The sequence below is a fragment of the uncultured Maritalea sp. genome (assembly GCF_937139385.1).
Taxonomy (GTDB): domain Bacteria; phylum Pseudomonadota; class Alphaproteobacteria; order Rhizobiales; family Devosiaceae; genus Maritalea; species Maritalea porphyrae_A.
The window spans coordinates 1-25498 of the sequence record NZ_CAKZPW010000130.1; the positions used below are offsets into that span (position 1 = coordinate 1).

Sequence of the window (25498 nt, forward strand, 5' to 3'; positions counted from 1 at the left end):
TTGGCGATGATGTGTGACGTTGTTTACGCTGGCGATCGGGCGAAATTTGGGCAACCGGAAATCAAGCTTGGCGTGATCCCGGGCATGGGTGGATCGCAACGTTTGACCAAACTAGTGGGCAAATCCAAGGCTATGGACATGGTTCTAACAGGCCGGATGATGGACGCTGAAGAGGCCGAACGCTCTGGCTTAGCTGCTCGGGTATTCCCAGCGGACGAATTGGTGGAACAAGTTCTAAATATTGCAGCAGAAATCGCTGGGTTTGGCAAGTTGGCCACTCAAACTGCAAAAGAAGCGGTAAACCAAGCCGAAGAGATGGGCATTAGCCAAGGCGTATTGTTTGAGCGCCGCACCTTCCACGCGTTGTTTGCAACCGCAGATCAAAAAGAGGGCATGGCGGCTTTTGCCGACAAGCGTGCCCCGGACTTTAAAGGCGAATAGGACTTTTATTCATGCAAATTAATTCTGATTTGACAGCAGTCATTACCGGCGGCGCTTCAGGTTTGGGCGAAGGCGTTGCGCGGCATTTGGCTGCAAAGGGCGTAAAAGTTGGCCTGTTTGACCTGAACGAAGAGCGCGGCGAATCCATCGCCAACGAACTTGGCGGCACATTCGCTAAGGTTGATGTGTCTGATGCGGCAAGTGTTGCAGCAGGCTTTGAAAAAGTGCGTGCTGCCAACGGGCAAGAACGTGTTGTGGTGAACTGTGCGGGCATTGCGCCGGGGGCAAAAACCATTGACCGTGAGGGCAATCCTCACGACCCGGGCCTGTTTGCCAAAACCATTGGTGTAAACTTGATCGGCACATTCCACTGCGCATCCATGGGTGCTGCGGGCATGGCCAAACTTGAAACAGTGGGCGGTGACCTTGAGCGTGGCGTTATCATCAATACTGCATCTGTTGCTGCCTATGAAGGTCAAGTGGGGCAAATTGCATATTCGGCATCAAAAGGCGGTGTCGTTGGTATGATGTTGCCGATGGCACGTGACTTGAGCCGCGACGGAATTCGGGTGGTGACCATTGCGCCGGGCATTTTCATGACCCCAATGATGGCTGGCTTTAGCGAAGAAGTACAAGAATCGCTGGCCGCGAACACACCTTTCCCCAAACGCCTTGGCACACCAGCTGATTATGCATCGCTTGCCGAAGAGATCATTCGCAACTCAATGATCAATGGCGAAACAATCCGCATTGACGGCGCTGTGCGCTTGCAACCGCGATAGGAGAGACAAATGAGCAATGACCCAATTGTAATTGTTGGCGCAGCCCGCACCCCAATGGGTGGTTTTCAGGGTGAACTTGGCGCAGTTGCGGCCCCAGCCCTTGGTGCAACAGCCATCAAGGCAGCGCTTGCTGGTGCTGGCATTGACGGCGCGGATGTTTCTGAAGTTTTGATGGGCAATGTATTGTCCGCTGGCGTGGGCCAAGCCCCTGCCCGTCAAGCAACGCTTGGCGCGGGCTTGCCGCTCGGTACACCATCAACCACTATTGCCAAAGTGTGCGGGTCTGGCATGAAGTCTGTCATGATGGCACATGATCAGCTTAAAGCAGGCAATGGCGATGTGTTGGTTGCTGGTGGCATGGAGAGCATGACCAATGCGCCCTACATTTTGCCAAAAATGCGCGGTGGCGCCCGCATGGGCCATGCCGAAGTTATTGACCATATGTTCTTTGATGGGCTGCAAAATGCCTATGATGGTCATGAACTAATGGGCAACTTCGCTGAGAACTGCGCAGGCAAATATGAGTTTAGCCGCGAAGCTCAGGACGAGTTCGCGATCGGCTCTTTGACCAAAGCGCTTGCAGCGCAAAAGTCCGGTGCATTTGAAGCTGAAATCGCGCCCGTGACCATTTCGTCACGCAAGGGTGAAGTGGTTGTTTCTGAAGATGAGCAACCCAAAAATGCGCGTCCCGAGAAAATCCCAACATTGCGCCCAGCCTTTGCAAAAGACGGCACAGTAACAGCAGCAAATGCGTCATCGATCTCTGATGGTGCGGCGGCATTGGTGTTGATGCGCGAAAGTGACGCAAAGGCAAAAGGCCTAACAATCCGCGCGCGGATTGTTAGTCACCAAAGCCATGCGCATGAGCCAGGTTGGTTCACCACGGCGCCAGTGCCTGCCATGCAAAAACTGGTTGATAAAATCGGCTGGAGCGTTGCAGATGTTGACCTTTGGGAGATCAATGAGGCCTTTGCCGTTGTGACAATGGCTGCGCAAAAAGACCTGAACATTGACCCCAACAAAATCAACATTCACGGCGGCGCTTGTGCCCTTGGGCACCCAATTGGTGCGTCTGGCGCACGAATTCTGGTGACCTTATTGCATGCGCTTGAGCACACCTCTAAAACTCGTGGTGTTGCCTCGCTTTGTATTGGTGGCGGTGAAGCCACAGCTGTTGCGATTGAGATCGTTTAAACTTCCCTTTCAGGAGTTGGTAGAAAATGAAAATCCTCGTTCCCGTAAAACGGGTAGTTGATTACAATGTTAAAATCCGGGTGAAAGCCGATGGTTCTGGCGTTGACTTAAACAATGTCAAAATGAGCATGAACCCGTTCGATGAAATCGCGGTTGAAGAAGCACTTAAGCTCAAAGAAGCGGGCAAGGCTGAAGAAGTGATCGTGGTTTCGATCGGCCCAGACAAAGCGCAAGAAACTTTGCGCACTGGTTTGGCCATGGGTGCGGATCGTGCAATCCTTGTGCAAGCTGAAGGTACTATTGAACCGCTCGATGTGGCGAAAATTCTTAAAGGTGTCGTTGAAGCTGAAGGCCCTGATCTTGTGATTTTGGGCAAACAAGCGATTGACGATGATGCCAATCAAACTGGCCAAATGCTCGCCGCATTGCTTGGCTGGGGACAAGGCACTTTCGCCTTTAAAGTTGAAACGGCAGATGGCACTGTTGATGTGACCCGTGAAGTTGATGGCGGTTTGCAGACTGTTAAACTCAACCTACCAGCGATCATCACCACCGATTTGCGTTTGAACCAACCGCGCTATGCCTCTTTGCCCAACATTATGAAAGCCAAGAAAAAGCCGTTGGATGTGAAAACACCGGGTGACTTTGGCGTTGAAGTGAAGAACCGTTTGACGGTTTTGGAAACAACCGAACCTGCGGCGCGCAAAGCAGGTGTCAAAGTGGCTTCCGTGGCGGAACTGGTCGACAAACTGAAAAACGAAGCGGGAGCGATCTAATGGCTACACTTCTACTTGCAGAACATGACAATGATAAATTGAACGACGCCACATTGCGCGCGGCAAACGCTGCAGCACAATTGGGCGCAGAAGTGCATGTGCTCGTGGCCGGTCAAGGCTGCGCGGCGGTTGGTGAAACGGCGGCAAAAATCGCAGGCATTGCCAAAGTGATCGTTGCTGACGACGCTGCTTTTGCCAACCAATTGGCCGAGCCTGTGGCGGACTTGATCGTTTCAATGGCTGATGGATATGATGCCTTCGTGGCTCCTGCCACATCAAACGGCAAGAACACTATGCCACGGGTTGCAGCGTTGCTTGACGTCATGCAGCTTTCTGATGTGACCGAAGTGATTTCAGCCGACACGTTCGTTCGCCCAATTTATGCAGGTAATGCGTTCCAAAAAGTGCAAACGTCTGATGGCAAAAAAGTGCTGACTGTACGCACCACAACATTTGAAGCGGTTGCGCTTGATGGGTCAGCTAGCGTTGAAGTGCATGGCGCATCGGTTGGCAATTCTGTTTCCAGCTTTGTTGGTGCTGAAATTGCGGGCGGCGACCGGGTTGACTTGGCTTCTGCCAAAATCGTTATTTCCGGCGGCCGTGCATTGGGCTCAAAAGAAAAGTTCAACGAGCTGCTTGAGCCTTTGGCAGATAAACTCGGCGCAGCACTTGGTGCATCACGCGCTGCGGTTGATGCAGGCTTTGCCCCGAACGATTGGCAAGTGGGTCAAACTGGCAAAGTGGTCGCGCCAGATCTTTACATCGCCATCGGCATTTCAGGCGCTATCCAGCATTTGGCGGGCATGAAAGACAGCACAATCATCGTTGCCATCAATACCGATGAAGATGCTCCCATCTTCTCGATTGCTGATTATGGTTTGGTTGCAGATTTGTTTGAAGCTGTGCCAGAACTTACAGCTTCTATTTAAGAACAAAAGGGTCGCGATATGTCAGAAATGCCAAAGCTCAAAGATGCGCTTTTGGAGGTTGCTGACAAGGTTGCGACCCTTACTTTTAACCGGGATGATGTGCGCAACGCGCTCACCGGCACCAACCTCATCGACGATATTATTGATACGCTTGATTGGGTCGAGCACTCAAGTGAAGCCCATGTGTTGGTGATCACAGGGGCTGGCAAAGGCTTTTCGTCGGGCGGCAACGTTAAAGACATGCATGAACGATCCGGCATGTTTTCGGGCAATGTGGAAGACATCGCAGCGGCCTATAAAGCCACGATCCAGCGCATTCCCTTAAAATTCTCGCAGATCAGTTTCCCTGTGATTGCTGCGATAAATGGCGCCGCGGTTGGCGCAGGTTTTGATTTGACCGGCATGTGCGACATACGCATAGCCTCGACACGCGCAAAATTTGGCGAAAACTTCGTTAATATTGGGCTCATTCCTGGCGATGGTGGAGCCTACTTCTTACAGCGCGTAGTCGGATACCAACGGGCGGCGGAGCTGACCTTTACGGGCCGTTTGTTTGGGGCAGAGGAAGCCAAAGACATTGGCTATGTTTTGGATGTGGTGGAACCCGAGCAACTGTTGACCCACGCGCATGAGCTGGCCAAAGAAATCGCCTCCAAACCACCCTATCAAGTGCGACAGTCCAAATTGCTTATGCGCAAAGCGCAAGTGATGAACCTACCCGACTTTTTAGACCACACCGCCATTGTGCAAGGCACCTGTCATCACACCGATGATCACAAGCAGGCAGTAGCCGAGTTTGTGAAACGGCGTTAGACTTATCCCAAAAATGCTTTGGGGGATTCCATGACTTATTCAATTGTTGCACGCGATCAAGAAACGGGCGCGGTCGGTATCATTGTGGCCAGCCGTTTTTTCGCGGCTGGGGCGATGGTGCCCTATGTGGGCCCAGACTATGCCATTGCGTCACAAAGTTGGGTGAATCCAATTTGGGGCACCGATGGTGTGAGCCAATTGGCAGCTGATCAAAGCGCCTTGGACGTTCTTGATGGCATGGTTCAAAAGGACGAGGGCCGTGCCACGCGCCAAGCCCATATGATTGATCGCAAGGGCAATGTTGCTGCCTTTACGGGCGAAGAGTGCACCGATTGGGCGGGACATGAACTCGGCGATGGTTTCTCAGTGGCCGGCAACATGCTAGTTGCCGCAGACGTTGTTAAAGACACTGCACAGGCCTATCGCAACAATTTGGACAAGCCGTTTGCTGAGCGTTTGCTCTTGGCGATGGAAGCTGGAGAGCGTGCTGGCGGTGACAAGCGCGGCAAACAGTCGGCTGGCATGGTGATCCATCGCGGCGAAGACTATCCGTGGCTCGATATTCGCGCAGACGACCACGCGGACCCGCTCGCTGAACTAGGTCGGCTCTATACCGTGGCGCAAGAAACCTATTTGATTGTTGCAGACTTTTTGCCCACCAAAGATAAGTTCAGCGGCCACCAAAACGAAGATGAACTTGGTGCCAAAATGGAAGCTGCAAACAAGGAACGCGAAGAGAGCGGCTACAAAAGTCCATCCCTAGCGTCAGGCACTATTATATAGGTGAAGAACTACTCCACCCAGTTTGCTTTGCGCTTATCAAAAAAGGCTGAAATACCTTCATGCGCTTCAGGGTCTTCCCAACAATCGGCGAGCTGATTGACAGTGAAATCGATCACCTCTTCGTCAATTCTTGGACCCAGCGCGCGGGCCAATTGCTTGGCGCGCGCGACTGCGCCGGGAGCAGTTTGCAGATAAGGCAAGACTTCTGTTTCAACCACTGCATCCAACTCATCAGCCGAACAAGACTTAGCGACAAGATTAAGCGCCATCGCTTCTTTCGTGTCGAAAAGACGTGCTGACATGAAAACACGGCGCGCTTTGTCTTCACCCATACGCGCCAACACATAGGGGCTGATGGTTGCGGGGATCAGGCCAAGTTTTGTTTCGGTGAGGCCGAATTTTGCGCCTTCAACGGACACAACCACGTCGCAAACAGACATCATACCAATGCCACCGCCAAAGGCGTTGCCTTGCACTTTGCCGATCAGCGGCTTTTTGAGCGTATTGAGCGCAAACAGCATATTGGCTAAGCGCTTGGCTTCGGCGATGCGCACTTCTCGCGTCGCATCAAATTGCTCGCGCATCCAGGCCAAATCACCACCCGCGCAAAAACTCTTGCCATTTGCGGCCAAGATAACTGCGCGGATGTTCTGATCTTGATTGATCATTTGCGCCGCCGTTTTGATCTCATCACACATGTCTGCATTGAGCGCATTATGCTTGTCTGCGCGATCAAGCGTGAGTGTTGTAACTCCGCGATTGTCGGTTGTGAGCTGGATATACTGAAACGTCATTTTATTGCCCTTTCAGGGACAGCGCAAAACTGCTTGCTTTTGAGAGCTTGCCTGCATCAATGCCCGTTGTGAACCCTTTTGCGACCAGCATTTCAACCACCGCTTCGGTGGCCACATTGCCTTTTGCACCCGGCGCATAGGGGCAGCCGCCCAACCCGCCAACAGCTGCATCAAAAGTGCGTATGCCATAGCCCAAACAAACTTCGATATTGTCGATGGCGCGGCCCTTGGTGTCATGAAAGTGCCCGGCCAATTTGTTAGCCGGCACCAAGGCGAGAACAGCTTCGAGCATTAGGGACGTGGTTTCAGGTGCGGCTGCGCCAATTGTGTCGCCAAGACTAATTTCATAACAGCCCAAATCGAGCAATTGCGTTGCAACCCTTACCACAGCTTCTGGCGCTGTTGGCCCATCGTAAGGGCAATCGGTGACGCAGGACACATAGCCGCGCACGGGCATGCCATCGGCTTTTGCCGCTTCTAGAACTGGTTTGAACCGTTCAATGCTTTCAGCAATGGAGCAATTGATGTTTTTTTGGCTAAAGCCCTCTGAGGCTGACGCAAAAATGGCGACTTCATTTGTCTTGGCTGCCCGCGCGCCTTCATATCCGCGCAAGTTGGGCGTGAGGGCCGCATATGAAATATTCTCGCGCCGAACTATGCCTGCAAGAACCTCGGCCGCGTCAGCCATTTGGGGCACCCATTTGGGGGAGACAAAGCTCGTGACTTCGATTTTTTTGAACCCGCAATCTGAGAGCATATCCACCAGTTTAATCTTGTCACTTGTGGAGATATGCTTCTTTTCGTTTTGCAACCCATCACGCGGGCCCATCTCAAAGATGGTGACAAAATCACTCATCTTCTGGCTCCAATTGGATCAGCAAGCCGCCGTCTTCAACTTGATCACCAAGGCTGACGAGTACCGCTTCGATTACCCCATCGCGTGGGGCCAGCAGTGCGTGTTCCATTTTCATGGCTTCAACTACAATCAGTTTATCGCCCTGTGAAACCTGATCGCCAACGTTTGCGTTCAACGCCACAACAGAACCGGGCATGGGCGACAATATAGCGTCGCCTGAAAGCGCGCCCTCACCGGCCAATTCCAGTTTCACACGATCAAACGTGAACGTATCAGTTCCGGTGAAAATTGAGATGAAATCTTGGTTGGCAAAGAAACCCAGTTGGTGACGCTGACCATTAACCGCAAGCGAAATGCTGCTAGCGCTTGCGCCCAGCAACTCAACATCTAAATCGCTATCATCATCTGAAATGTTGAAGTGTTTGCCATTGCCAAGTACCACGTCATAACTCAAGCGCTCACCCTCGTGATCAAGCTCAATGCTGTCCGTTTCGCCTGACCAAGTGCGCCACCCGGCAAGCTGATCCCATGGATCTGCCGAAACAGGCGTGCGGGCGAGGCCCAGCCCGATCAGGGCAGCCGCCGAGATTGCCGCCTCTGTTGGTCGTGGTGCGACAATTAACGCATCAAGGTCACGTTCGATCAGGCCTGTATCCACCTCACCATTGCTAAACCCTTCGTGCGCACATAGCGCAGCCAAAAATGCTCGGTTGGTCACCGACCCGGCAATTTCAGATTTGCCCAAAGCCGAAGCCAAACCGTTCAACGCCTCTTTGCGATTTTCGCCGTGCACTGTGATTTTGGCAATCATCGGATCATAAAACGGCGAGATCACATCACCCGTCACCACGCCTGAATCTATGCGGGCGCTGCTTGCTGGCAGGTTCAAATGCGCCAATGTGCCAGTCGCGGGCAAAAAGCCCTTCGGCACATCTTCGGCATATAGTCGTGCTTCAAATGCCCATCCACTGATTGACAATTCATCCTGAGTTTTAGGCAGGGTTTCCCCACTGGCGACCCGCAATTGCCACGCGACCAAATCTTGGCCGGTGATCATTTCGGTGACCGGATGTTCCACTTGCAAACGCGTATTCATTTCCATGAAATAGAAGCCGTTGGGGTTTAGACCATTGGCCGCATCAACAATGAACTCAATGGTGCCTGCGCCCGAATAGTTTATGGCCTTGGCAGCGGTCACCGCCGCATCGCCCATGGCTTTGCGCATCTCTTGTGTCATGCCCGGGGCAGGGGCTTCTTCGATCACCTTTTGGTGGCGGCGTTGCAATGAGCAATCGCGCTCAAACAGGTGCACAGCGTTGCCGTGATCATCGCCAAACACTTGAATTTCGATATGGCGCGGGGTGGTAATGTATTTTTCAATCAAAACACGTCCGTCGCCAAAGCTCGATTGACCTTCGCGTGATGCGCTTTCGAGGGATGATTTAAATTCCGCTGGATCATCCACCCGGCGCATGCCTTTGCCGCCGCCGCCTGCGCGGGCCTTGATTAAAACCGGATAGCCGATTTTATCTGCCTCAATGGCCAAAAAGTCAGGGTCTTGTTCGTTCCCATGATAGCCGGGTACCACCGGTACATTGGCTTTTTCCATCAAAGCTTTTGCAGCATCTTTTAGGCCCATGGCGCGGATAGCGTCAGCCGAAGGGCCAATGAACCGTACACCAGCTTCATCCAGCGCACCCACAAAGTCAGGGTTTTCGGAAAGGAAACCATATCCTGGATGCACCGCTTCAGCGCCAGAAAGCTTGATCGCCTCAAGAATTTTATCGACCCGCAAATAGCTTTCAGCCACAGGTGCTGGACCAAGCCGATAGGCTTCGTCCGCCATCTTCACATGCTGCGCATTTGCGTCTGCATCAGAATAAACCGCTACACATTTGACGCCCATAGATTGGGCTGTGCGCATAATCCGGCAAGCGATTTCACCACGGTTAGCAATGAGAATTTTTTTAAACATCTCGTATTCCCCTACATTCTAAACACGCCGAATTGCGTATCTGCAATCGGGGCGTTCAAGCTTGCGGAAAGTGATAGGGCCAGTTGGTCACGCGTGCGGGCCGGGTGAATGATGCCATCGTCCCACAGGCGGGCAGAGGCATAAAGTGGGTGCGATTGGGTTTCGAACTGGTCGATGATGGGTTGCTTGAAGGCTGCCTCTTCGTCTTGTGACCAATCCTCACCTTTGCGCTCATAACCATCGCGTTTGACGGTGGCGAGAACGCCCGCGGCCTGTTCGCCACCCATCACAGAAATGCGTGAGTTTGGCCATGTCCACAGAAAGCGTGGTTGATAAGCGCGGCCGCACATGCCGTAGTTTCCCGCGCCGAATGATCCACCCACAAGCACCGTAACTTTTGGCACTGAGGTGGTGGCCACAGCGGTTACGAGCTTGGCGCCATGTTTGGCGATGCCTTCGTTTTCGTAACGGCGACCGACCATAAATCCGGTGATATTTTGCAGAAACACCAGTGGGATTTTGCGCTGCGAGCACAGCTCTACAAAGTGGGCGCCTTTAACGGCGCTTTCGGAAAACAGCACGCCATTATTAGCGATAATGCCAACGGGCATGCCGTGGATATGGGCAAAGCCACAGACCAAAGTTATGCCGTAACGCGATTTGAATTCGTCAAAACGCGAACCATCGACCGTACGGGCAATGACCTCACGGATATCATATGGAGTTTTCAGATCACCGGGCACAACGCCAATAATTTCATCTGGATCATAAAGCGGCGCTTCTGATGATTGCATCAACAATTGGCTTGGCTTCACCCGGTTGAGTTTTGACACCGCTTGGCGAGCCAACTCGAGTGCATGCTGATCGTTTTCAGCCAGATGATCCGCGACACCTGAAAGCCGCGTATGCACATCGCCGCCGCCCAAGTCTTCAGCCGTCACAACTTCGCCTGTGGCCGCTTTTACCAGCGGTGGTCCAGCCAAAAAGATCGTGCCTTGTTCTTTTACGATGATAGTTTCATCCGACATGGCGGGCACATAAGCGCCCCCAGCGGTGCATGACCCCATCACCACGGCAATTTGGGGGATGCCGCGCGCCGACATATTGGCTTGGTTGTAAAAAATGCGACCAAAGTGATCACGGTCGGCAAACACCTCGTCTTGGTTGGGCAAGTTTGCCCCGCCGCTATCCACCAGATAGACACACGGCAAATTGTTTTCGAGCGCTACTTCTTGCGCACGCAAGTGTTTTTTCACCGTCATTGGATAGTAAGTGCCACCCTTAACAGTGGCATCATTACACACCACCATCACCTCTTGGCCCGCGACGCGGCCAATGCCTGTGATCAGGCCAGCGCCGGGTGCCGCACCATCGTAAAGCCCGTGCGCAGCAGTTGCACCGAGTTCCATAAAGGGAGAACCGGGATCCAAAAGTTTGGTGACCCGATCACGCGGCAACAATTTGCCCCGCGACAGGTGGCGTTCTCGCGAACGCTCGCCACCACCAAACCGCGCAAGGTCAGTTGCGGCAGCGATGTCGGCCATTTGACTTTCCAGCGCCTTTTTATTGGCGATAAATTGCTCTGACTTGATCGAAATTTGCGACTTGATAACCGACATGGCGGCGCTCCCCTAAGTGACGATTATTTGGTTTCGCTGAACATTTCGCGGCCAATCAACATCCGGCGAATTTCGCTGGTGCCCGCACCGATCTCATAAAGCTTTGCATCACGCAACAAACGACCCGTTGGGTATTCATTGATGTAGCCATTACCGCCGAGCAATTGAATGCCGTCAAGCGCAACTTGCGTTGCTTTTTCGGCTGAGTACAAGATGCAGCCCGCGGCGTCTTTGCGGGTGGTTTCACCACGGTCACAAGCTTGTGCCACTGCATAAACATATGCACGAGAGGCGTTCATGGTGGAATAGATGTCCGCCAATTTACCTTGCACCAATTGAAACTCGCCAATCGCTTGGCCAAACTGTTTGCGCTCATGCACGTAAGGCACAACCACATCCAACACCGCATGCATGATGCCGACCGGACCAGCTGCAAGCACGACACGCTCATAGTCCAAACCAGACATCAGAACGCGCACGCCTTTGCCCACTTCACCAAGCACATTTTCTTCTGGCACAAAGCACTTATCAAACACCAATTCGCAAGTGTTCGAACCACGCATGCCGAGCTTGTCGAGTTTTTGAGCGGTCGAGAAGCCGTCAAAGTCCTTTTGCACGATAAAGGCAGTCATGCCTTTTGAGCCGGCATCTGGGTCTGTTTTGGCGTAAACAACCAACGTATCTGCATCCGGGCCGTTGGTGATCCACATTTTGTTGCCGGTTAGTAGGAAACCACCTTGCGCCGCTTCAGCTTTAAGTTGCATCGAAACAACATCGGAACCCGCACCCGGCTCAGACATGGCCAATGCGCCCACATGTTCACCTGAAATCAATTTAGGGAGATATTTGGCGCGTTGCTCTTCAGTTCCATTGCGAAAGATTTGGTTCACACACAAGTTGGAATGCGCGCCATAGGACAGACCAACAGAGGCTGATGCGCGGCTGAGTTCTTCAACCACAATACAATGGGCCAAATAGCCCATATTTGCGCCACCATATTCTTCAGAAACCGTGACGCCCAATAACCCCAAATCTCCAAACTCTTTCCATAACTCGTTTGGGAACTGGTTGGTTTCATCAATTTGGGCGGCTATCGGCGCAATACGATCTTGGGCAAAACGGTGTACCATGTCGCGCAACGCTTCTAAGTCTTCGCCGAGGGCAAAATTCATTCCAGTGGTGAACATCAAACTTCCTCCGATGGTTGCGCGCCGACGCTTTGGCACACAAGTTGTGTGTAGATTTCTTCAATTTTAGATTGGCTGAGGCGCCCTTTGGCGCGATACCAAGTGGTCACGCCTGTTAATTGGGCAAGGATCGCCATGGCGGTCACATGTACGTCTGCAATGTTGAATAGGTGATCAATGGATCCGCGCTTCAAAATTGCCTTGAGCGCGGCTTCATATTGGCGGCGCAGCTCTTCTACCTTGGCAAAATTCTCAGCCTCGAGATTGCGCAGCTCCATATAGGAAATGAACACATGGTCCGGCCGTTCGACGTGGTAGCGGATGTGAAACAGCACAAAGGCTTTAAGGGCATCAAGGGGCGAAAGCAGTGAAGGGTTTTGTGCATCCCATGCGCTGAGCAGCGCTTCCATATGCTCAATCATCAAACGGGCCAGCAGGTCTTGCTTGTTGGGGCTGTAATTATATAGCGCGCCTGCTTGCACGCCGACTTCTCGGGCGATTTCGCGCATAGACACAGCGGCATAACCTTTTTGCGCAAATAGTTTTAGCGCAACCTCGTCGATGCGACGTGCGGTTTCTTCGCCATTTGAACCTGTTGTTCGCGCCATATTTGTGCCCTTGGCCTCCCCGCCAATCGAGTCACTGCTGCGACTCGAATTAAATGAACGTTTGTTTATTTACCACAACAGCTAGACTTACACAATGGGTTTGGATGAACAGCCAAGCTGACAAAAAAGCCCGCGCCGACATTTGAGTCAGCGCGGGCTTGAATGCTTAATGGATAAGTAGATTATTCAGTGGTTGTTTCAATATCCACATATTCAAGGATCTTTGTTGGATCCGATTGCAAAGCCATGATTTGTGGCATGCCAACACCCGTTTCGGTTTTTGAAGTTACCGCAATGCCAACATATGAAGCATCGCCCGCGATGAAGTTTGAAACAGCCGCGCCCAAGTCAACGGCCTGATCAACCCCGCCAAGTAATCCAACGATCATGCCATTTGCCATGGCAGACACTTGGGTCTGGAAGGCTTCAACCGGCGCGCCTTGTTCTGCCGCGGCTTGTGCCAATGCAATATCAAGGAAACCTTGGTTGTCCAATTGGATGTCCAGCTCTTTTACCCCAAGGCCCATGGCCGCGATCATTGCGGTTTGTGGGTCAGTTGCAAAAAGCTCAGCCGTTGCGCCAACAAAATAACCTGACACATCAACCGTGCCCAGTTTTTCACCGGTGAACATCAACCGTGCAAGGTTGATCGCCTGGGCAGCTTCGTCCCAGCTCAACGTCATTTCATACCCAACATTGAGGCGTTCAATACCCAATGCACGTAGCTGCTTCAAGCCATCGTCTGATGGGTTTTCAGGCACGTCCGCTTGTAGGCCAGTTGTGGACAATGAGATGTTGGACGGTATGCCGTTTACATAATCGGCAAGGCTTACGTCAATTTCGGCAACTTCTACTTTTATCCGGACACCATTGTCTTCATCTGGTACGTCCGCAAAGAAGTTCGAAATTGAAAGACCACCAAAGGAAGGGATGAAGGAACGGAAATTGGCCTCAAACCAATCTTTATTGAGGGCCGAAACATCCTCAATCTGCTTATAGGCTTCAACTGTTGGATTGAAGTCAATCTCTTTGAAGGTGAAGTTACCCAGCTTGAACTCACCATTTTCTTTGCCGGACACTTTGACGGCAATGTCGTTTACTTCGAACGACGGGTAAATGCCGTTGCCCATTGCGCCGACCATAACTTTACCCAAACTGAAGTCAAAACTTGTACCGTCTTGCGTTCCCGCACAGCTCAAGCCATCAAAAACGGCGGGCGAAGTTTTGTACGCAAAAAGCAAATCCGCATAGAAGTCTGCCATTTTAACGATTTGCTCAGGCGAAGGATCGTTGTTGGCTTCAAGTTCCGCAGCCAAAGTCATCAACTCAGGATAGGAAACCTCCATAGCACGTGCGCTATCGGGACCTGCCTGGTATTTGCCAATATCGCAGTGAACAGGACCGGCGTCCAATGAGCCGCCTGAAACGATATAGTCCTGATAAAGCGTGGTCATTTCAAAGTTTTTTGGTGCCAAAAGCCCATATGCATTGAGCACGGCGCCAAGGTTAAACTGGGTAATGGTTGACTGACCCAACGCAAGCTTGAATTGCTCATCCATGTCAGCGCCCGCATTTGGCGACATGTTGCCAGTTACCGCTTCCATAGAGGCAGTCTGCGCGATACCATTTTTAACATTGGTCAGCGCGATGTTTTTGAACACAAACTCATTGTCTGAGACTTTGCCGTCCACTTCGATTGTGTAGATCAGCTTAATCTCTGGAATGAATATGCTTTTGGCGTTCAATCCTGCCAAGGCGTTGGCGTTTTCCACCAATTTGCCAGAAATAACGTCGCGAATAGTTTGCGCATCAACGTTTGAATCAACCGCATCAATATTGCCCACTTCGAGCGAATATTTCATTGATGACGATGTGATTGTTGCGCTTTGCGTTGATGGCGCTGAGGTGCTGTCTTGCGCATACGATGTGCCTGCGCTGAACGCAAGCGATGCACAACCTGCTAGCAGGAGCGTTTTGAGGCCCTTTTTGGCCCCGCCTGAAATGTTTTTTTGCATGATGTCGGCTTTCCAAAATTCCCAAATTGATGACCGATAGGTAGACCCAAGACCTTTAATGAACGCTTGACGGTTCCTCCACCTAACAGCGAAATGTGACGTTGCGTTGGCACCGCCCTAATCTCACAATCAATTGAGTATGTGCCTTAGCCTCGCACCGAGTCAAATTGCGTTTATCAAACGTCATCGCTCAGTCGGTGGCAAAAGCGCGCACCTCAAATTGCTGTAATAGTGTGTTATGTAGGCAGCACACCTAGCAATACAAGAGGCATAGTTCATTTTTTTCAAAATGAATTGTCTAACCAATCGGAGCACGTAATTGGATTATGGCCATTCAACTCTGGAAACGACGTGAAAGACTAAACGCCAATCGCGCGCCGATCCTCGATGACCTTACCATCATTTGGCAAACTGTTCAGCGGCACAATGCGGACATCAGCCCGCAAACGACATTCGGCACGAACGCTTTGGGCGATCTGATCAAGTACCGCGTCATCATTGTGTGGCAGCTCACAAATGAATGTCATTTGATCTTTGCCTTCCGTTTCGCTGACTTCAAGCCGCGCGCGGCCCATTTCCGGATAGGATTTAACAATTTTGGCAATTTGGCGTGGATGGACAAACATGCCACGCACCTTTGTGGTTTGGTCCGCGCGGCCCATCCAGCCTTTCAGCCGTGCATTGGTGCGCCCACATGATGATTGACCTGCTTGGATGGCCGACAAGTCACCCGTTGCAAAACGGATCAGTGGATAGTTGGGATCAAAAGTGGTGACCACAACTTCACCTACCTCACCGGGCAAAACAGGATCTGATGTGCCGGGTCGAACAATTTCAACAATGCAGTTTTCGGCGATAACCATGCCATTTTCAGGTGCGTCCGTTTCGTAAGCGATCAGGCCAAGCTCGGCTGTGCCATAACATTGCTTGATGTTTACTCCCTGTGCTGCGTACCAATCACGCATAACAGGAAATAGCGGCCCACCGGATACCAGGGCGTTTTGCACGCTGGTGATATCATTGCCCAAGCTCTTGGCTTTTTCCAATATGATCTGCAAAAAGTCTGGGGTGCCGACATAACCTGAAATCGCGAAATGGTTGAAGGCTTCCACCAAAGTTTCGGTGTTTCCCACACCCGCTGGAAACGTAATGCAACCGAGTTGCGCTGCGGCTTCATCAAACATAAAGCCCGCAGGCGTTAGGTGATAACTAAAGCAGTTTGCAATGACGTCGCCGCGCCGCATCCCGGCGGCAAAAAGCGCAGCAGACATGCGCCAAGGGTCAGTGCCACCGGGTTGCGGCTCCACGATGGGTCCGGGAGAATAAAAGACCCGTCGTACATCGCTATTGGCGGGCGCAATGCCGCCAAAAAGAGGTTTTTTGTCTTGCAGTTCCACCAAATCGCTTTTGGACAAAGTGGGCAAGTTTGCTAAAGCTTCACGGTCATTGATCGCTTCAATATCCGTTTGTGCGAGCTTTTGTGCCCAATAGGGACTGTTGGTCACAGCGTTCTTCAACTGTCCGCGCAGGGCGATGAAGAGGGATTCTTCGCGCTCCATCGGTGCGCGCGCCTCCAAGGGCGAAAAGTAAGTGTGTCCGTTTGATGCGCTTTCACTCATAGCTGTTACCCGCCTACAACCAGCGCTTGCGGCGCTTATAGCTTTTAATGTCTTTGAACGAACGTCGTTCACCGCCGCCGCCTAAGTAAAATTCTTTAACATCTTCGTTGGCCATCAATTCTTCGGCGGTTCCGTCAAGCACGATCTTGCCGTTTTCCATGATGTACCCATCATCTGCCACATGCAGCGCCATATTGGCGTTTTGCTCTACCAGCAGGATGGATATGCCCAGCTCCTTATTGAGCCGCTTGATGATACGGAACACCTCTTTCACCAAAAGGGGCGATAGACCCATGGAGGGCTCATCCATGAGAATGAGCTTGGGTTTTGCCATCAAGGCGCGACCAATGGCGAGCATTTGCTGCTCTCCGCCGGATAGATATCCAGCAAGCCCTGTGCGCTCTTTAAGGCGAGGGAAATATTTGAAGACTTGTTCGATTTCTTCGTTAATTTTGGCGTTGGGCCGCGAGTAGGCGCCCAAGCGCAAGTTTTCGATCACGGTCATGTCTTGCAGAATACCGCGTCCTTCCATCACCAAGAAGATGCCCTTGCGCACCAGCGCTTCTGGCCCAATCTCGGTCACATCGTCATCCTCATAAGTGATGGTGCCGCGTGTGACTTCACCGTCTTCGGTGGCCAGCAAGTTTGTGATTGCCTTTAAGGTGGTCGACTTGCCTGCACCGTTAGTGCCGAGCAGGGCAGTAATTTTGCCCCGCGCGACTTTTAGGTTGAGGCCGCGCAAAACGAGAATAACTTCGTTAAATACGACCTCAATATTGTTGACGGAAAGGATGGTCTCATTTGCCAGGCCATTCCCGGTTGCAGCAATTTGTGGTTTCATGTTGCTCATCCTTTTCCGTCTTCAGCTTCGCTTACAGACCCAACCAGTCGTCACGACGTGGCAGAGTTGTTTCTGAGATGCGTTTAATTTGGACGTCGCCGCCATTGTAGGAACCTTGGTTCACAGCAACAGTCATTAGACCGCGGTGGTCTTTATCTGTCCAAGTTGATGGCAAGCAAACGCCTTCTAGGCCTTCAGGTACCCAGTCTTTTTTGGCATACATGCCCGCTTTGATATTTTCACCGGTGATACCGCCATTGGCTTTCGCCCATTTCATGGCGTCCATCATGTAGTAAGCTGAACAAATGCCACGAATGTAGTGGTGTGTTGGCTTGTTTTCACCATTGCCTTGGCCAGCTGCAGCGATCGCTTCAACCAATTTCATGCCCGGCACATCTTGACCAAAGAATGGTGTAGATGATGGGAAGATCAAGTTCTCGGCCTGCGCGGCCAAAATGGTGAGGTAATCGCCAGCCCACACATTGCCCATATAGTTGGCTTCAACACCAACCGTGCCACAAGATTTGAGCAAGGAAACCACAGATCCACCAAGGTTGCCCATGTAAACATATTGAGCACCGGTATCTTTGATGGTTAAGCACTGGGCTTTAAAATCACCTGGCTTCATTGGCACAACAATTGGGTCAGCAACTGTTAGGCCCAATTCAGCGGCATAAGCCGCACAAGCTTCTTTTGGCGCATTTGGATAAGGGTGGTTGTCTCCAGCGTGCAAGAAAATGGGGTTTTCGATGCCTTTTTCTTTTGCGTCCGTAGCCGCCCACTGAGCCAAAGCCCGGCACGTGTCAGAATATGATGGACCATAGAAGAAATTATATGGTGCTGGCTTTTTGGTGGCTGGGTTTGAACCTTGCGGATCCGTTAGATGCGCCGAATAAGACGCAGAATAAACTGGGATCTTATCTTTTGCGACAAATGAGATCAGCGCCTCAGTATCTGCAGTTCCCCATCCTTGCATCGCCACCATGCCGCGTGATGACCAGGCTTTATAGGCAGCCAAAGCTTCAGGCACTTTATATGCATAATCGACCTGCGTCAGTTCGATCGTTGTGCCATCAATACCGCCATGCGCATTCACATAGTTGATCGCATCCGAAACGCCCGGACCATAGTGTTTGCCCACAAAAGCGGTTGGGCCGGTATAGTCAACCAAATGACCTACAAAAACGCTGTCCTGCGCCATTGCAGCAGAACCAGCGAACATGGTCGTCGCAAGAGCTGCCATTGATAATAATTTCAGTTTCACGTTGTTTCTCCTCTTTAAAATTCGGCATATTGTTTGCAGCACCTCTTTTTGCCGAGACCGGGTGCTTTGTTGCATTTGCTTATCTTGAGAACGGAAAGAGCTTCCAGCTGGCGCGGATTTGCTGCCACCTGTGTACAAGTCCCTCAGGTTCAAAGATTAGGAATAGAATGATCGCTGCGCCAATTGACATTTGCTTGACGTAGGCCTTGCCGCTTTCCATTGCAGGAAATGCCACTGCCATAACAGAGGTGACGCTTTCCATGAGTTGGGGCAGCAACAAAATGAAAGCCGCACCAAGGATAGAGCCATAAACCGATCCCAAGCCACCAATGATTATCATGGCAAGGAATTGGATCGACAACAGAATGGTAAAGCCTTCGACGGACACATATTCAAGATAATGACCAAACAATGCCCCCGCCAAACCGGCAAAGAAAGATGAGATGCCGAACGACAAGATTCGATATTTGGTAAGATTGACGCCCATCACTTCTGCGGACAGATAGTGATCACGCACAGCAACCAGCGCGCGGCCATCGCGGGAGCGCAAAAGGTTTGTGACGCCGATGACACTTAAGACGAGCCAAAATAGAACCAAGTAGAAATAGCTCAGGTCTGTGTCCAGCACATAGCCAAAGATGTCGGGGCGATCTGCAAGCGCGCCATAAACGCCGCCGGAAAACCAATCTGCGCGGGCAAAGAAATCTTCAAGGATGAACTGAGAGGCCAATGTGGCAATCGCCAAATAGAGCCCTTTGATCCGAGCAGCGGGCACACCAAATATCATACCAACTGCAGTGGTCAACAAAGCGGCAGCGGGCATCGAAATTAGCGTGGGCACGTTAAAACTTGTGGCCAACCATGCGCTAGCAAATGCGCCAAAGCCAAAGAATGCGCCGTGCCCTAGTGAGATTTGCCCAGTGGTGCCCACCAAGATGTTCAACCCGATCGCCGCGATCGCATAAATGCCAATGACGATGAGTTGGCTAACCCAATAATTGCCCAAGAATGGGGCGGCGATCATTACGGCGACGAGAATGCCAAGCGCCGCATATTTTTCGAAGTGCGTTTTGAACATGCGATTGTCATCGACATATGACGTTCTAAAATCGCCTGCTGGTCGTGGATTTGGTACGTGTCCCACCGCTATATCCTTTCAATGTCTTTGGTGCCAAACAAGCCGTAAGGTTTGATCATCAAAATAATGATGAGCACGTAGAACGGAGCGATGGTGTAAAGGTTGCCGATTTTGAGCCATTGGCCGTCAGCATATTCTGCGAGGTTTTCAAGCACCCCAATGATGATGCCGCCAACAACCGCGCCAACGATTGAATCAAGTCCACCCAAGATGACGGCTGGAAACACTTTGATGCCCACAAACGCTAGGGAGTTGGAAACCGAGTTCACAATTCCGATCACGATGCCCGCAACACCGGACACCATGGCTGAAATGGCCCAAGCCATTGCAAAAGTCTGTTTGACTGAAATGCCCAAGCTTTGTGCGATTTGCTGATCAAATGCCGTGGCCCGCATGGCCAAGCCGTGCCGCGTGAACCGGAAGAACCAGAAAAACACAGCCATAATGACGACGGATAAGACCAGTGACAGCAGATAGGCCACTTCAACATTAAGCCCCATGATCGAGACCACGTCTGAGGAGCCAAAAACATCTGGGAAGCGTTTTGCGTCGTTGCCAAACACCCAATTCATCAATGACTGCATGAAGATCGACAGGCCAATGGTGACCATAATCACTGATATAATCGGTTCGCCGATCAAAGGCCTTAAGATCACGGTTTGCACAACGATGCCAAAGATCGCCATAAAGACCAGCGTGAATATGAAGGCGAGGAAAAACGGCAACTGCATTTGAGTGACCAAAGCCAAACAAACCCATGCGCCTAGCACCAAGAATTCCCCTTGGGCGAAATTGACCACTTGCGTTGATTTATAGATCAACACAAAGCACATGGCGACAACGCCATAGAGCATGCCTACGATCAAGCCGTTGACGAGGAGTTGGAAAAACAGATCCCACTTCATGATGCTATGCTCCCTTCCAGTGCGCTTTCGTCATCGAGCCGCTGCACTTTGAGTGATGTTTTGATGCGTTGTTTGGTGCCGTCCTGGAAAGAGATCACCGTGTCGATATCCACATGGGTGTCGTCGGAGTAGAGCTTTCCAATAATGTCAGCATATTTGTCGGCGATCACGCTGCGGCGCACCTTTTTGGTCCGCGTTAGTTCGCCGTCATCTGCATCAAGTTCTTTGTAAAGTAGTACAAATTTCTTGATCCGCTGCGCCTCTGGCAGATGCTCGTTCACTGCTTCAACTTCTTTGCGCAAAAGTTCATAGATTTCGGGTCGAGACGCCAAATCAGTGTAGGTGGTGAATGCGATCCGGCGCTGTTCTGCCCATTTTGATACAATGGGATAGCGGATGCAGATCATGGCAGAAATATAGGGCTGATCTTTGCCCAAAATCACAGCCTCAGCCACAAAGGTAGAGAATTTAAGCTTGTTCTCAATAAACTGAGGTGAGAATTTTATGCCCCTGCTGGTTTCGGATAAATCTTTGATCCGGTCGACCACCACCAAGTGATCGTTGGCATTTAAATAGCCCGCATCACCAGTAAGGAAATTGCCTTCACTGTCGAACGCTTCTTCGGTGTCTTTAGTGTTTTGATAATAGCCAGTCATCAAGTTAGGGTGAGAGACGATGATTTCGCCCATACCTTCTTCATCTGCATTGCGGATTTTGATGGTACAATCATTCATTGGGAACCCAACCGTATCATGGTCGATATCGTCCCATTTATGGATGGTATAGGCACCAAGACCCTCGGTTTGACCGTAAAGTTGCTTGAGTGGCACACCCATGGCTTGGAAGAACTTAAACGTATCAGGCCCCATCGCCGCCCCGCCCGTGGCTGCAGACTTGAGGCGGGAGAAACCAAGACGGTCACGCAAGGCACGGAACAAGATGATTTCGGCCGCTTGGGAGCGTTCACCGCGCTCCAATGCCTGAATGCCGGCCTTTACGCCCCAATCAAAAATGGCCTGCTTCCACGCAGAGCTTTCCATCATGCGGGAGCGGATATCCGCTGCCACCATTTCCCAAACGCGCGGCGATAGCAGCACAAAGTGTGGCCCAATTTCGCGCAAATCCGACATGGCGGTTTCTTCAGCTTCAGGGAAATTGACGATCATGCGGGCAACAAGGTTCCACGCCACCGAATACATTTGCTCCATCACCCAGGATAGGGGTAGCACGGCCAAATATTCGTCACCTGCTTCCATTGGGTCTGCGCGCAAATAATTCACAGCATGACCCAGAAAGGCAGAGTGCTTCCACATGGCGAGTTTTGGGTTTGATGTTGTGCCTGACGTCGTGCACAAAACCGCCACATCGTCTGTTTGGGTCGCTCCAACCAACTCATCATGACGGTTTGGGTTTTTGGCGGCGATGTCTGCGCCAATTTTTTCAAGATCGGCCAAATAGATCAGACGCGGGTCATCATATTTCTTCATGCCGCGCTTGTCGTGATAAATGATCTTTTCAATCGAGGGAACACGATCGCCCAGCTCTAAGAATTTGTCGACCTGCTCTTCGTCTTCCGCCACTACGATCTTTGGTTTGGCGTAATTGACCAGATAAGCGATCTCTTCTTCCAAGGCTTCTCGATATATGCCCATGCTCATTGCTTTAACGGTATGGGCTGCAATTTCACCCCATACCCACTCTGGCCGATTGTCACCAATGATGGCGACAACATCGCCCGCACTTACGCCAAAATGGTCAAAAGCGAGAGCCATGTTTTTGACGTGATCGTTAAATTTTCCCCAGGTAATCTCGTTCCAAATACCAAAGTCTTTTTCACGCTGTGCAATATCATTTGGGAACGCTTTGGCGTTGGCCAATAGAAGTTTTGGCAAAGTGTCATTGTTCTGCACGGCTGTTGCATGGCGGGCACCTGCGTCCCAATCAATTTTTGAACCTGAAATTTCGCGATGGACGGTCATTACACTGCCTCCTCTTCGTCGAGGTCAAAATCATCAACGCCGAGATAGGCCACTTTTACCTGTTCGTCTTCGATCACGTCTTCTGGCAAGCCTTCTGCAATTTTCTGCCCGAAATCGAGCACTGCAACGCGATGCGAAATATCGACCACCACTCCCATATCGTGCTCAATCATCACAACGGTAATGCCATATTGCTCGTTGAGTTCGATGATGTAGCGGGCCATGTCCTCTTTTTCTTCAAGGTTCATGCCCGCCATTGGCTCATCGAGCAGGATCATTTTTGGTTTGATGGCAATTGCTCGGGCCAGTTCCACCCGTTTGCGCAAACCATAAGACAACGATCCAGCCGGCTCGTTGCGCACGTGCTGGATTTCAAGAAAATCAATAATGTCTTCAATATCGGCGCGCGCGGCTTCTTCTTCTTTTTGTGCACCACCAACCCAATAGAACATGCCGGTGAGGAAGTTGTTTTTCAAAAGATGGTGCTGGCCGACCAAAATATTGTCGATGACCGACATATGACCGAACAGCGCCAAGTTTTGAAAGGTGCGACCAATTCCAATTGCTGCGCGATCATTGATCGAGCGCTTCAACAGGTCTTGGCCATCATAAGTTATGGAGCCTTCTTGGGGGCGATAGCGACCCGAAATGCAGTTCAGCATCGAGGTCTTACCCGCGCCGTTGGGCCCGATTAGCGAGAAGATCTCATTCTCATTCACGTGAAATGATATGTCCGTCAACGCTTTAACGCCGCCAAAGCGCAGCGACACATTTTCAACGTCCAACATCTTGGTTGGTGTAGTCAATTTTCTTCCTCCCCGGCGCATCTGAATTTTTAGTTCTTGACCGATATGCGAAATTGAGTTTCGTCTATGGGCAACCGATGCGCAACGTCCTTGGCACTCTTATAGGCAGTTCTTCTTGCAAGAGTTTGCCCAAATTGTACGCAATTGTGACAAGCGCAACAGAGGGAGAAGAATGTGTCGGAGCGCCCTGAACTCAACGACGCTCAAGCTGTTGAATTGCTTATTCAAATTGAAGCTGGGCTTGATAATATTGACCAGGGCATCACTGTGTTTGATAAGAACTTGCAACTGGTTTTTGCCAACAAGAGATTGGGGGAATTGTTGGACGTGCCCCAACAATTGCTCACGCGCGGCACCACCTTTGAAGATGTTATTCGCTACAATTCAGAACATGGCGAATATGGGCCCGGCGATGTTGAAGAGCAGGTGCAAGAGCGGATTCGGGTGGCGCGCGAGTTTCGTGCCCACACTGTTGAACGGGTGCGACCAAATGGCCGGGTAATAAGGGTAAGCGGCGCGCCGCTGGCCAAGGGCGGCTTTGCAACAATTTACACGGACATTACCCAACAACGCCATTACGAGATTGAACTGCAGCGCCGGATAGACGAGCAAACGCGCGACCTTCGTCGGTCCGAAGAGCGGCTACGCCTAATCGCCAACGAGGTACCTGCGGGCATTGCCTATCTTGATCAGGATGAGGTGTTTCAATTCGTCAACCGACGGTTTGCGCAAAGCTATGGGTTAAACGTAGATGAGGTTTTGGGGCGCAGTACCCATGAGATTTTGGCGCGAGAAATTCATGAGGTTTCGGCCCCCTATTTTGCCCGCGCAAAGCTTGGTGAGGCCACCGAGTTTGATTTGGATTTCAATCATATCGATGGGCGTGAGTTAGACATTCGCACCTTTTTGCGACCAGACCTTAGGATCGATAAAACCGTTCGTGGTTTTTATGTGCTTTCCATTAATTTCACTCAGCAGCGCGCCGCCGCGCAGGCGCTTAGCCAAGCACAAAAAATGGAGGCTATTGGGCGGTTATCGAGTGGCATTTCTCATGATTTCAATAATCTTTTGACCATCATTTTGGGCAATTTGCGGCCGCTTGCCGAACGGGTTGAAGATGCGGAATTGATCAAAGAGATGATCAACCCTTCCCTGCGGGCGGCGAAACGTGGTGCCGAATTGACCCGCCAATTGTTGACCGTTGCCCGCCGGCAACCGTTGGATGCGCGTATCGTCAATGTGCACGAGGTTTTTGATGGGCTTCGCGAACTCATTAAACCCTCACTCCCTTCCAGCATTGAATTGAATATGGTGGTGGAAGGCGAGCGATTATTTGCCAAGGTCGACCCCGGGCAGATGGAAAACGCGCTGTTGAACTTGGCGCTCAATGCAAAGGCGGCCATTGACGACGCCCACAAACAAGAACAGGGGCATATTGGCCTGATGCTGCGCGCTGTAACGCTTGGCAACATCCAAGCGGAGCGCTTCGGTTTAATTCCGGGCGACTATATTGAAATCAGTTGTGAGGACAATGGGGCGGGCATGCCAACAGCGGTGCAAAAGAAAATCTTCGATCCGTTTTTTTCAACCCGGGGCGAAGCGGGTGGCACCGGGCTTGGGCTATCGATGGCACAAAGTTTTGTTGAGGTTTCAAGTGGGTACATTGGCGTACAAAGTGAAGCCGACAAAGGAACAGTTTTTACCATTTTAATCCCACAGGTTCGCGAGGCTCCGCAGGAAAACGAACCACTGGCACCGGAGTTTTCGACGCAATTTGAAGGTCAGATGGCCCTATTGGTCGAGGACCAAGATGAAGTGCGTGCGGTCCTGCGACGAGAACTTGTTGAACTTGGGTTTTCAGTAATGGAAGCGGAAAACGGCGACGAGGCCATTGAGCTACTGCAGACCATTGACGGTTTTGACTTGGTGCTGTCTGACATTTCCATGCCCGGGCAAACCAACGGCGTAAAACTGGCGCAAATTGTGGCAAAGCGGTTGCCGCTCACCTCGATTGTGTTGATGACGGGGCAGGCGCACTTCGACCAAGACCAAAGCATTAAACACCCTGTGTTGCGCAAACCATTTGAGCAACATAAGCTGATTGAAGCGATCCAACATGCACAAATTGCGCGGAGCAATTATGCCAATATGGATGCGACAGAGTGAGTAACACA

At 51.3% G+C, this 25498-nt stretch carries 22 protein-coding genes; 8 read left to right on the forward strand and 14 right to left on the reverse strand.

The genetic code is table 11. The features are described 5' to 3' along the window. The 7 genes from Q0231_RS05260 to Q0231_RS05290 all read left to right on the forward strand — a co-directional run. A partial coding sequence (locus Q0231_RS05260) for an enoyl-CoA hydratase-related protein (protein ID WP_299345964.1) occupies positions 1-441 on the forward strand: 441 nt, incomplete at its 5' end. Positions 442-452: 11 nt separating this feature from the next. Next, positions 453-1223, forward strand: a complete 771-nt coding sequence (locus Q0231_RS05265) for an SDR family NAD(P)-dependent oxidoreductase (RefSeq protein ID WP_299345967.1) — start codon at positions 453-455, stop codon at positions 1221-1223. 9 nt (positions 1224-1232) lie between these two features. Further along, a complete protein-coding gene (locus tag Q0231_RS05270; RefSeq protein WP_299345970.1) occupies positions 1233-2417 on the forward strand; it encodes an acetyl-CoA C-acyltransferase in 1185 nt (394 codons plus the stop codon). A gap of 26 nt (positions 2418-2443) precedes the next feature. Beyond that, complete coding sequence (locus tag Q0231_RS05275) at positions 2444-3193, forward strand: electron transfer flavoprotein subunit beta/FixA family protein (protein ID WP_299345973.1); 750 nt, start codon at positions 2444-2446, stop codon at positions 3191-3193. Continuing rightward, a complete protein-coding gene (locus tag Q0231_RS05280) occupies positions 3193-4122 on the forward strand; it encodes an FAD-binding protein (protein WP_299345975.1) in 930 nt (309 codons plus the stop codon). The genes Q0231_RS05275 and Q0231_RS05280 overlap by 1 nt, the downstream gene beginning before the upstream one ends. 18 nt (positions 4123-4140) lie before the next feature. Next, positions 4141-4935 carry an enoyl-CoA hydratase-related protein gene (locus tag Q0231_RS05285; RefSeq protein ID WP_299345977.1) on the forward strand — a complete coding sequence of 265 codons (795 nt, stop codon included), beginning with the start codon at positions 4141-4143 and terminating at the stop codon, positions 4933-4935. 30 nt (positions 4936-4965) lie between these two features. Further along, positions 4966-5718, forward strand: coding sequence for a DUF1028 domain-containing protein (locus tag Q0231_RS05290; RefSeq protein ID WP_299345979.1), 753 nt, complete (start codon positions 4966-4968; stop codon positions 5716-5718). A gap of 8 nt (positions 5719-5726) precedes the next feature. Here Q0231_RS05290 and Q0231_RS05295 read toward each other — a convergent pair whose 3' ends face one another. From Q0231_RS05295 to Q0231_RS05360, 14 genes are all read right to left on the reverse strand, one after another. Continuing rightward, the gene (locus Q0231_RS05295) at positions 5727-6512 is read right to left on the reverse strand and encodes a crotonase/enoyl-CoA hydratase family protein (protein ID WP_269393230.1); all 786 of its coding nucleotides are present in this window, start codon (positions 6510-6512) and stop codon (positions 5727-5729) included. 1 nt (position 6513) lies between these two features. Beyond that, positions 6514-7368, reverse strand: a complete 855-nt coding sequence (locus tag Q0231_RS05300) for a hydroxymethylglutaryl-CoA lyase (protein WP_269393231.1) — start codon at positions 7366-7368, stop codon at positions 6514-6516. Further along, a complete protein-coding gene (locus tag Q0231_RS05305) occupies positions 7361-9343 on the reverse strand; it encodes an acetyl/propionyl/methylcrotonyl-CoA carboxylase subunit alpha (RefSeq protein ID WP_299345986.1) in 1983 nt (660 codons plus the stop codon). The genes Q0231_RS05300 and Q0231_RS05305 overlap by 8 nt, the downstream gene beginning before the upstream one ends. Positions 9344-9354: 11 nt before the next feature. Continuing rightward, positions 9355-10962 carry a carboxyl transferase domain-containing protein gene (locus Q0231_RS05310; RefSeq protein ID WP_299345989.1) on the reverse strand — a complete coding sequence of 536 codons (1608 nt, stop codon included), beginning with the start codon at positions 10960-10962 and terminating at the stop codon, positions 9355-9357. A 23-nt stretch (positions 10963-10985) separates the two neighbouring features. Next, positions 10986-12134 carry an isovaleryl-CoA dehydrogenase gene (locus tag Q0231_RS05315; RefSeq protein ID WP_299346032.1) on the reverse strand — a complete coding sequence of 383 codons (1149 nt, stop codon included), beginning with the start codon at positions 12132-12134 and terminating at the stop codon, positions 10986-10988. 14 nt (positions 12135-12148) lie between these two features. Then, the gene (locus tag Q0231_RS05320; protein WP_269393234.1) at positions 12149-12757 is read right to left on the reverse strand and encodes a TetR/AcrR family transcriptional regulator; all 609 of its coding nucleotides are present in this window, start codon (positions 12755-12757) and stop codon (positions 12149-12151) included. A 182-nt stretch (positions 12758-12939) separates the two neighbouring features. Beyond that, positions 12940-14772, reverse strand: a complete 1833-nt coding sequence (locus Q0231_RS05325; RefSeq protein ID WP_299345992.1) for a hypothetical protein — start codon at positions 14770-14772, stop codon at positions 12940-12942. Positions 14773-15131: 359 nt separating this feature from the next. Next, the gene (locus Q0231_RS05330) at positions 15132-16391 is read right to left on the reverse strand and encodes a phenylacetate--CoA ligase family protein (RefSeq protein WP_299345995.1); all 1260 of its coding nucleotides are present in this window, start codon (positions 16389-16391) and stop codon (positions 15132-15134) included. 13 nt (positions 16392-16404) lie between these two features. Continuing rightward, positions 16405-17232 (reverse strand): ABC transporter ATP-binding protein, encoded by an 828-nt coding sequence (locus Q0231_RS05335; RefSeq protein ID WP_269393237.1) that lies wholly within the window; start codon positions 17230-17232, stop codon positions 16405-16407. A gap of 31 nt (positions 17233-17263) precedes the next feature. Next, positions 17264-18496: an ABC transporter substrate-binding protein gene (locus tag Q0231_RS05340; RefSeq protein WP_269393238.1), complete on the reverse strand. Its 1233-nt coding sequence runs from the start codon at positions 18494-18496 to the stop codon at positions 17264-17266. A gap of 79 nt (positions 18497-18575) precedes the next feature. Then, complete coding sequence (locus Q0231_RS05345) at positions 18576-19640, reverse strand: branched-chain amino acid ABC transporter permease (protein ID WP_299346000.1); 1065 nt, start codon at positions 19638-19640, stop codon at positions 18576-18578. A 2-nt stretch (positions 19641-19642) separates the two neighbouring features. Further along, positions 19643-20539, reverse strand: coding sequence for a branched-chain amino acid ABC transporter permease (locus Q0231_RS05350; RefSeq protein ID WP_299346003.1), 897 nt, complete (start codon positions 20537-20539; stop codon positions 19643-19645). Then, positions 20536-22518 carry an AMP-binding protein gene (locus Q0231_RS05355; RefSeq protein WP_299346006.1) on the reverse strand — a complete coding sequence of 661 codons (1983 nt, stop codon included), beginning with the start codon at positions 22516-22518 and terminating at the stop codon, positions 20536-20538. The genes Q0231_RS05350 and Q0231_RS05355 overlap by 4 nt, the downstream gene beginning before the upstream one ends. Then, complete coding sequence (locus Q0231_RS05360) at positions 22518-23306, reverse strand: ABC transporter ATP-binding protein (protein ID WP_269393613.1); 789 nt, start codon at positions 23304-23306, stop codon at positions 22518-22520. The genes Q0231_RS05355 and Q0231_RS05360 overlap by 1 nt, the downstream gene beginning before the upstream one ends. Before the next feature lie 192 nt (positions 23307-23498). On the opposite strand from Q0231_RS05360, the gene Q0231_RS05365 reads away from it, so the two are divergent. Beyond that, a complete protein-coding gene (locus Q0231_RS05365) occupies positions 23499-25490 on the forward strand; it encodes a PAS-domain containing protein (protein WP_269393242.1) in 1992 nt (663 codons plus the stop codon). The last annotated feature ends 8 nt before the right edge of the window (positions 25491-25498 follow it).

Bases quoted from the DNA above. Each gene is read 5' to 3' on its own strand.
- Q0231_RS05335 (WP_269393237.1), bottom strand. From the start codon at position 17,232: ATGAAACCACAAATTGCTGCAACCGGGAATGGCCTGGCAAATGAGACC.
- Q0231_RS05360 (WP_269393613.1), bottom strand. From the start codon at position 23,306: ATGTTGGACGTTGAAAATGTGTCGCTGCGCTTTGGCGGCGTTAAAGCG.
- Q0231_RS05310 (WP_299345989.1), bottom strand. From the start codon at position 10,962: ATGTCGGTTATCAAGTCGCAAATTTCGATCAAGTCAGAGCAATTTATC.
- Q0231_RS05320 (WP_269393234.1), bottom strand. From the start codon at position 12,757: ATGGCGCGAACAACAGGTTCAAATGGCGAAGAAACCGCACGTCGCATC.
- Q0231_RS05290 (WP_299345979.1), top strand. From the start codon at position 4,966: ATGACTTATTCAATTGTTGCACGCGATCAAGAAACGGGCGCGGTCGGT.
- Q0231_RS05350 (WP_299346003.1), bottom strand. From the start codon at position 20,539: ATGAAGTGGGATCTGTTTTTCCAACTCCTCGTCAACGGCTTGATCGTA.
- Q0231_RS05265 (WP_299345967.1), top strand. From the start codon at position 453: ATGCAAATTAATTCTGATTTGACAGCAGTCATTACCGGCGGCGCTTCA.
- Q0231_RS05300 (WP_269393231.1), bottom strand. From the start codon at position 7,368: ATGAGTGATTTTGTCACCATCTTTGAGATGGGCCCGCGTGATGGGTTG.
- Q0231_RS05280 (WP_299345975.1), top strand. From the start codon at position 3,193: ATGGCTACACTTCTACTTGCAGAACATGACAATGATAAATTGAACGAC.
- Q0231_RS05325 (WP_299345992.1), bottom strand. From the start codon at position 14,772: ATGCAAAAAAACATTTCAGGCGGGGCCAAAAAGGGCCTCAAAACGCTC.
- Q0231_RS05270 (WP_299345970.1), top strand. From the start codon at position 1,233: ATGAGCAATGACCCAATTGTAATTGTTGGCGCAGCCCGCACCCCAATG.
- Q0231_RS05355 (WP_299346006.1), bottom strand. From the start codon at position 22,518: ATGACCGTCCATCGCGAAATTTCAGGTTCAAAAATTGATTGGGACGCA.
- Q0231_RS05275 (WP_299345973.1), top strand. From the start codon at position 2,444: ATGAAAATCCTCGTTCCCGTAAAACGGGTAGTTGATTACAATGTTAAA.
- Q0231_RS05305 (WP_299345986.1), bottom strand. From the start codon at position 9,343: ATGTTTAAAAAAATTCTCATTGCTAACCGTGGTGAAATCGCTTGCCGG.
- Q0231_RS05285 (WP_299345977.1), top strand. From the start codon at position 4,141: ATGTCAGAAATGCCAAAGCTCAAAGATGCGCTTTTGGAGGTTGCTGAC.
- Q0231_RS05315 (WP_299346032.1), bottom strand. From the start codon at position 12,134: ATGAATTTTGCCCTCGGCGAAGACTTAGAAGCGTTGCGCGACATGGTA.
- Q0231_RS05295 (WP_269393230.1), bottom strand. From the start codon at position 6,512: ATGACGTTTCAGTATATCCAGCTCACAACCGACAATCGCGGAGTTACA.
- Q0231_RS05330 (WP_299345995.1), bottom strand. From the start codon at position 16,391: ATGAGTGAAAGCGCATCAAACGGACACACTTACTTTTCGCCCTTGGAG.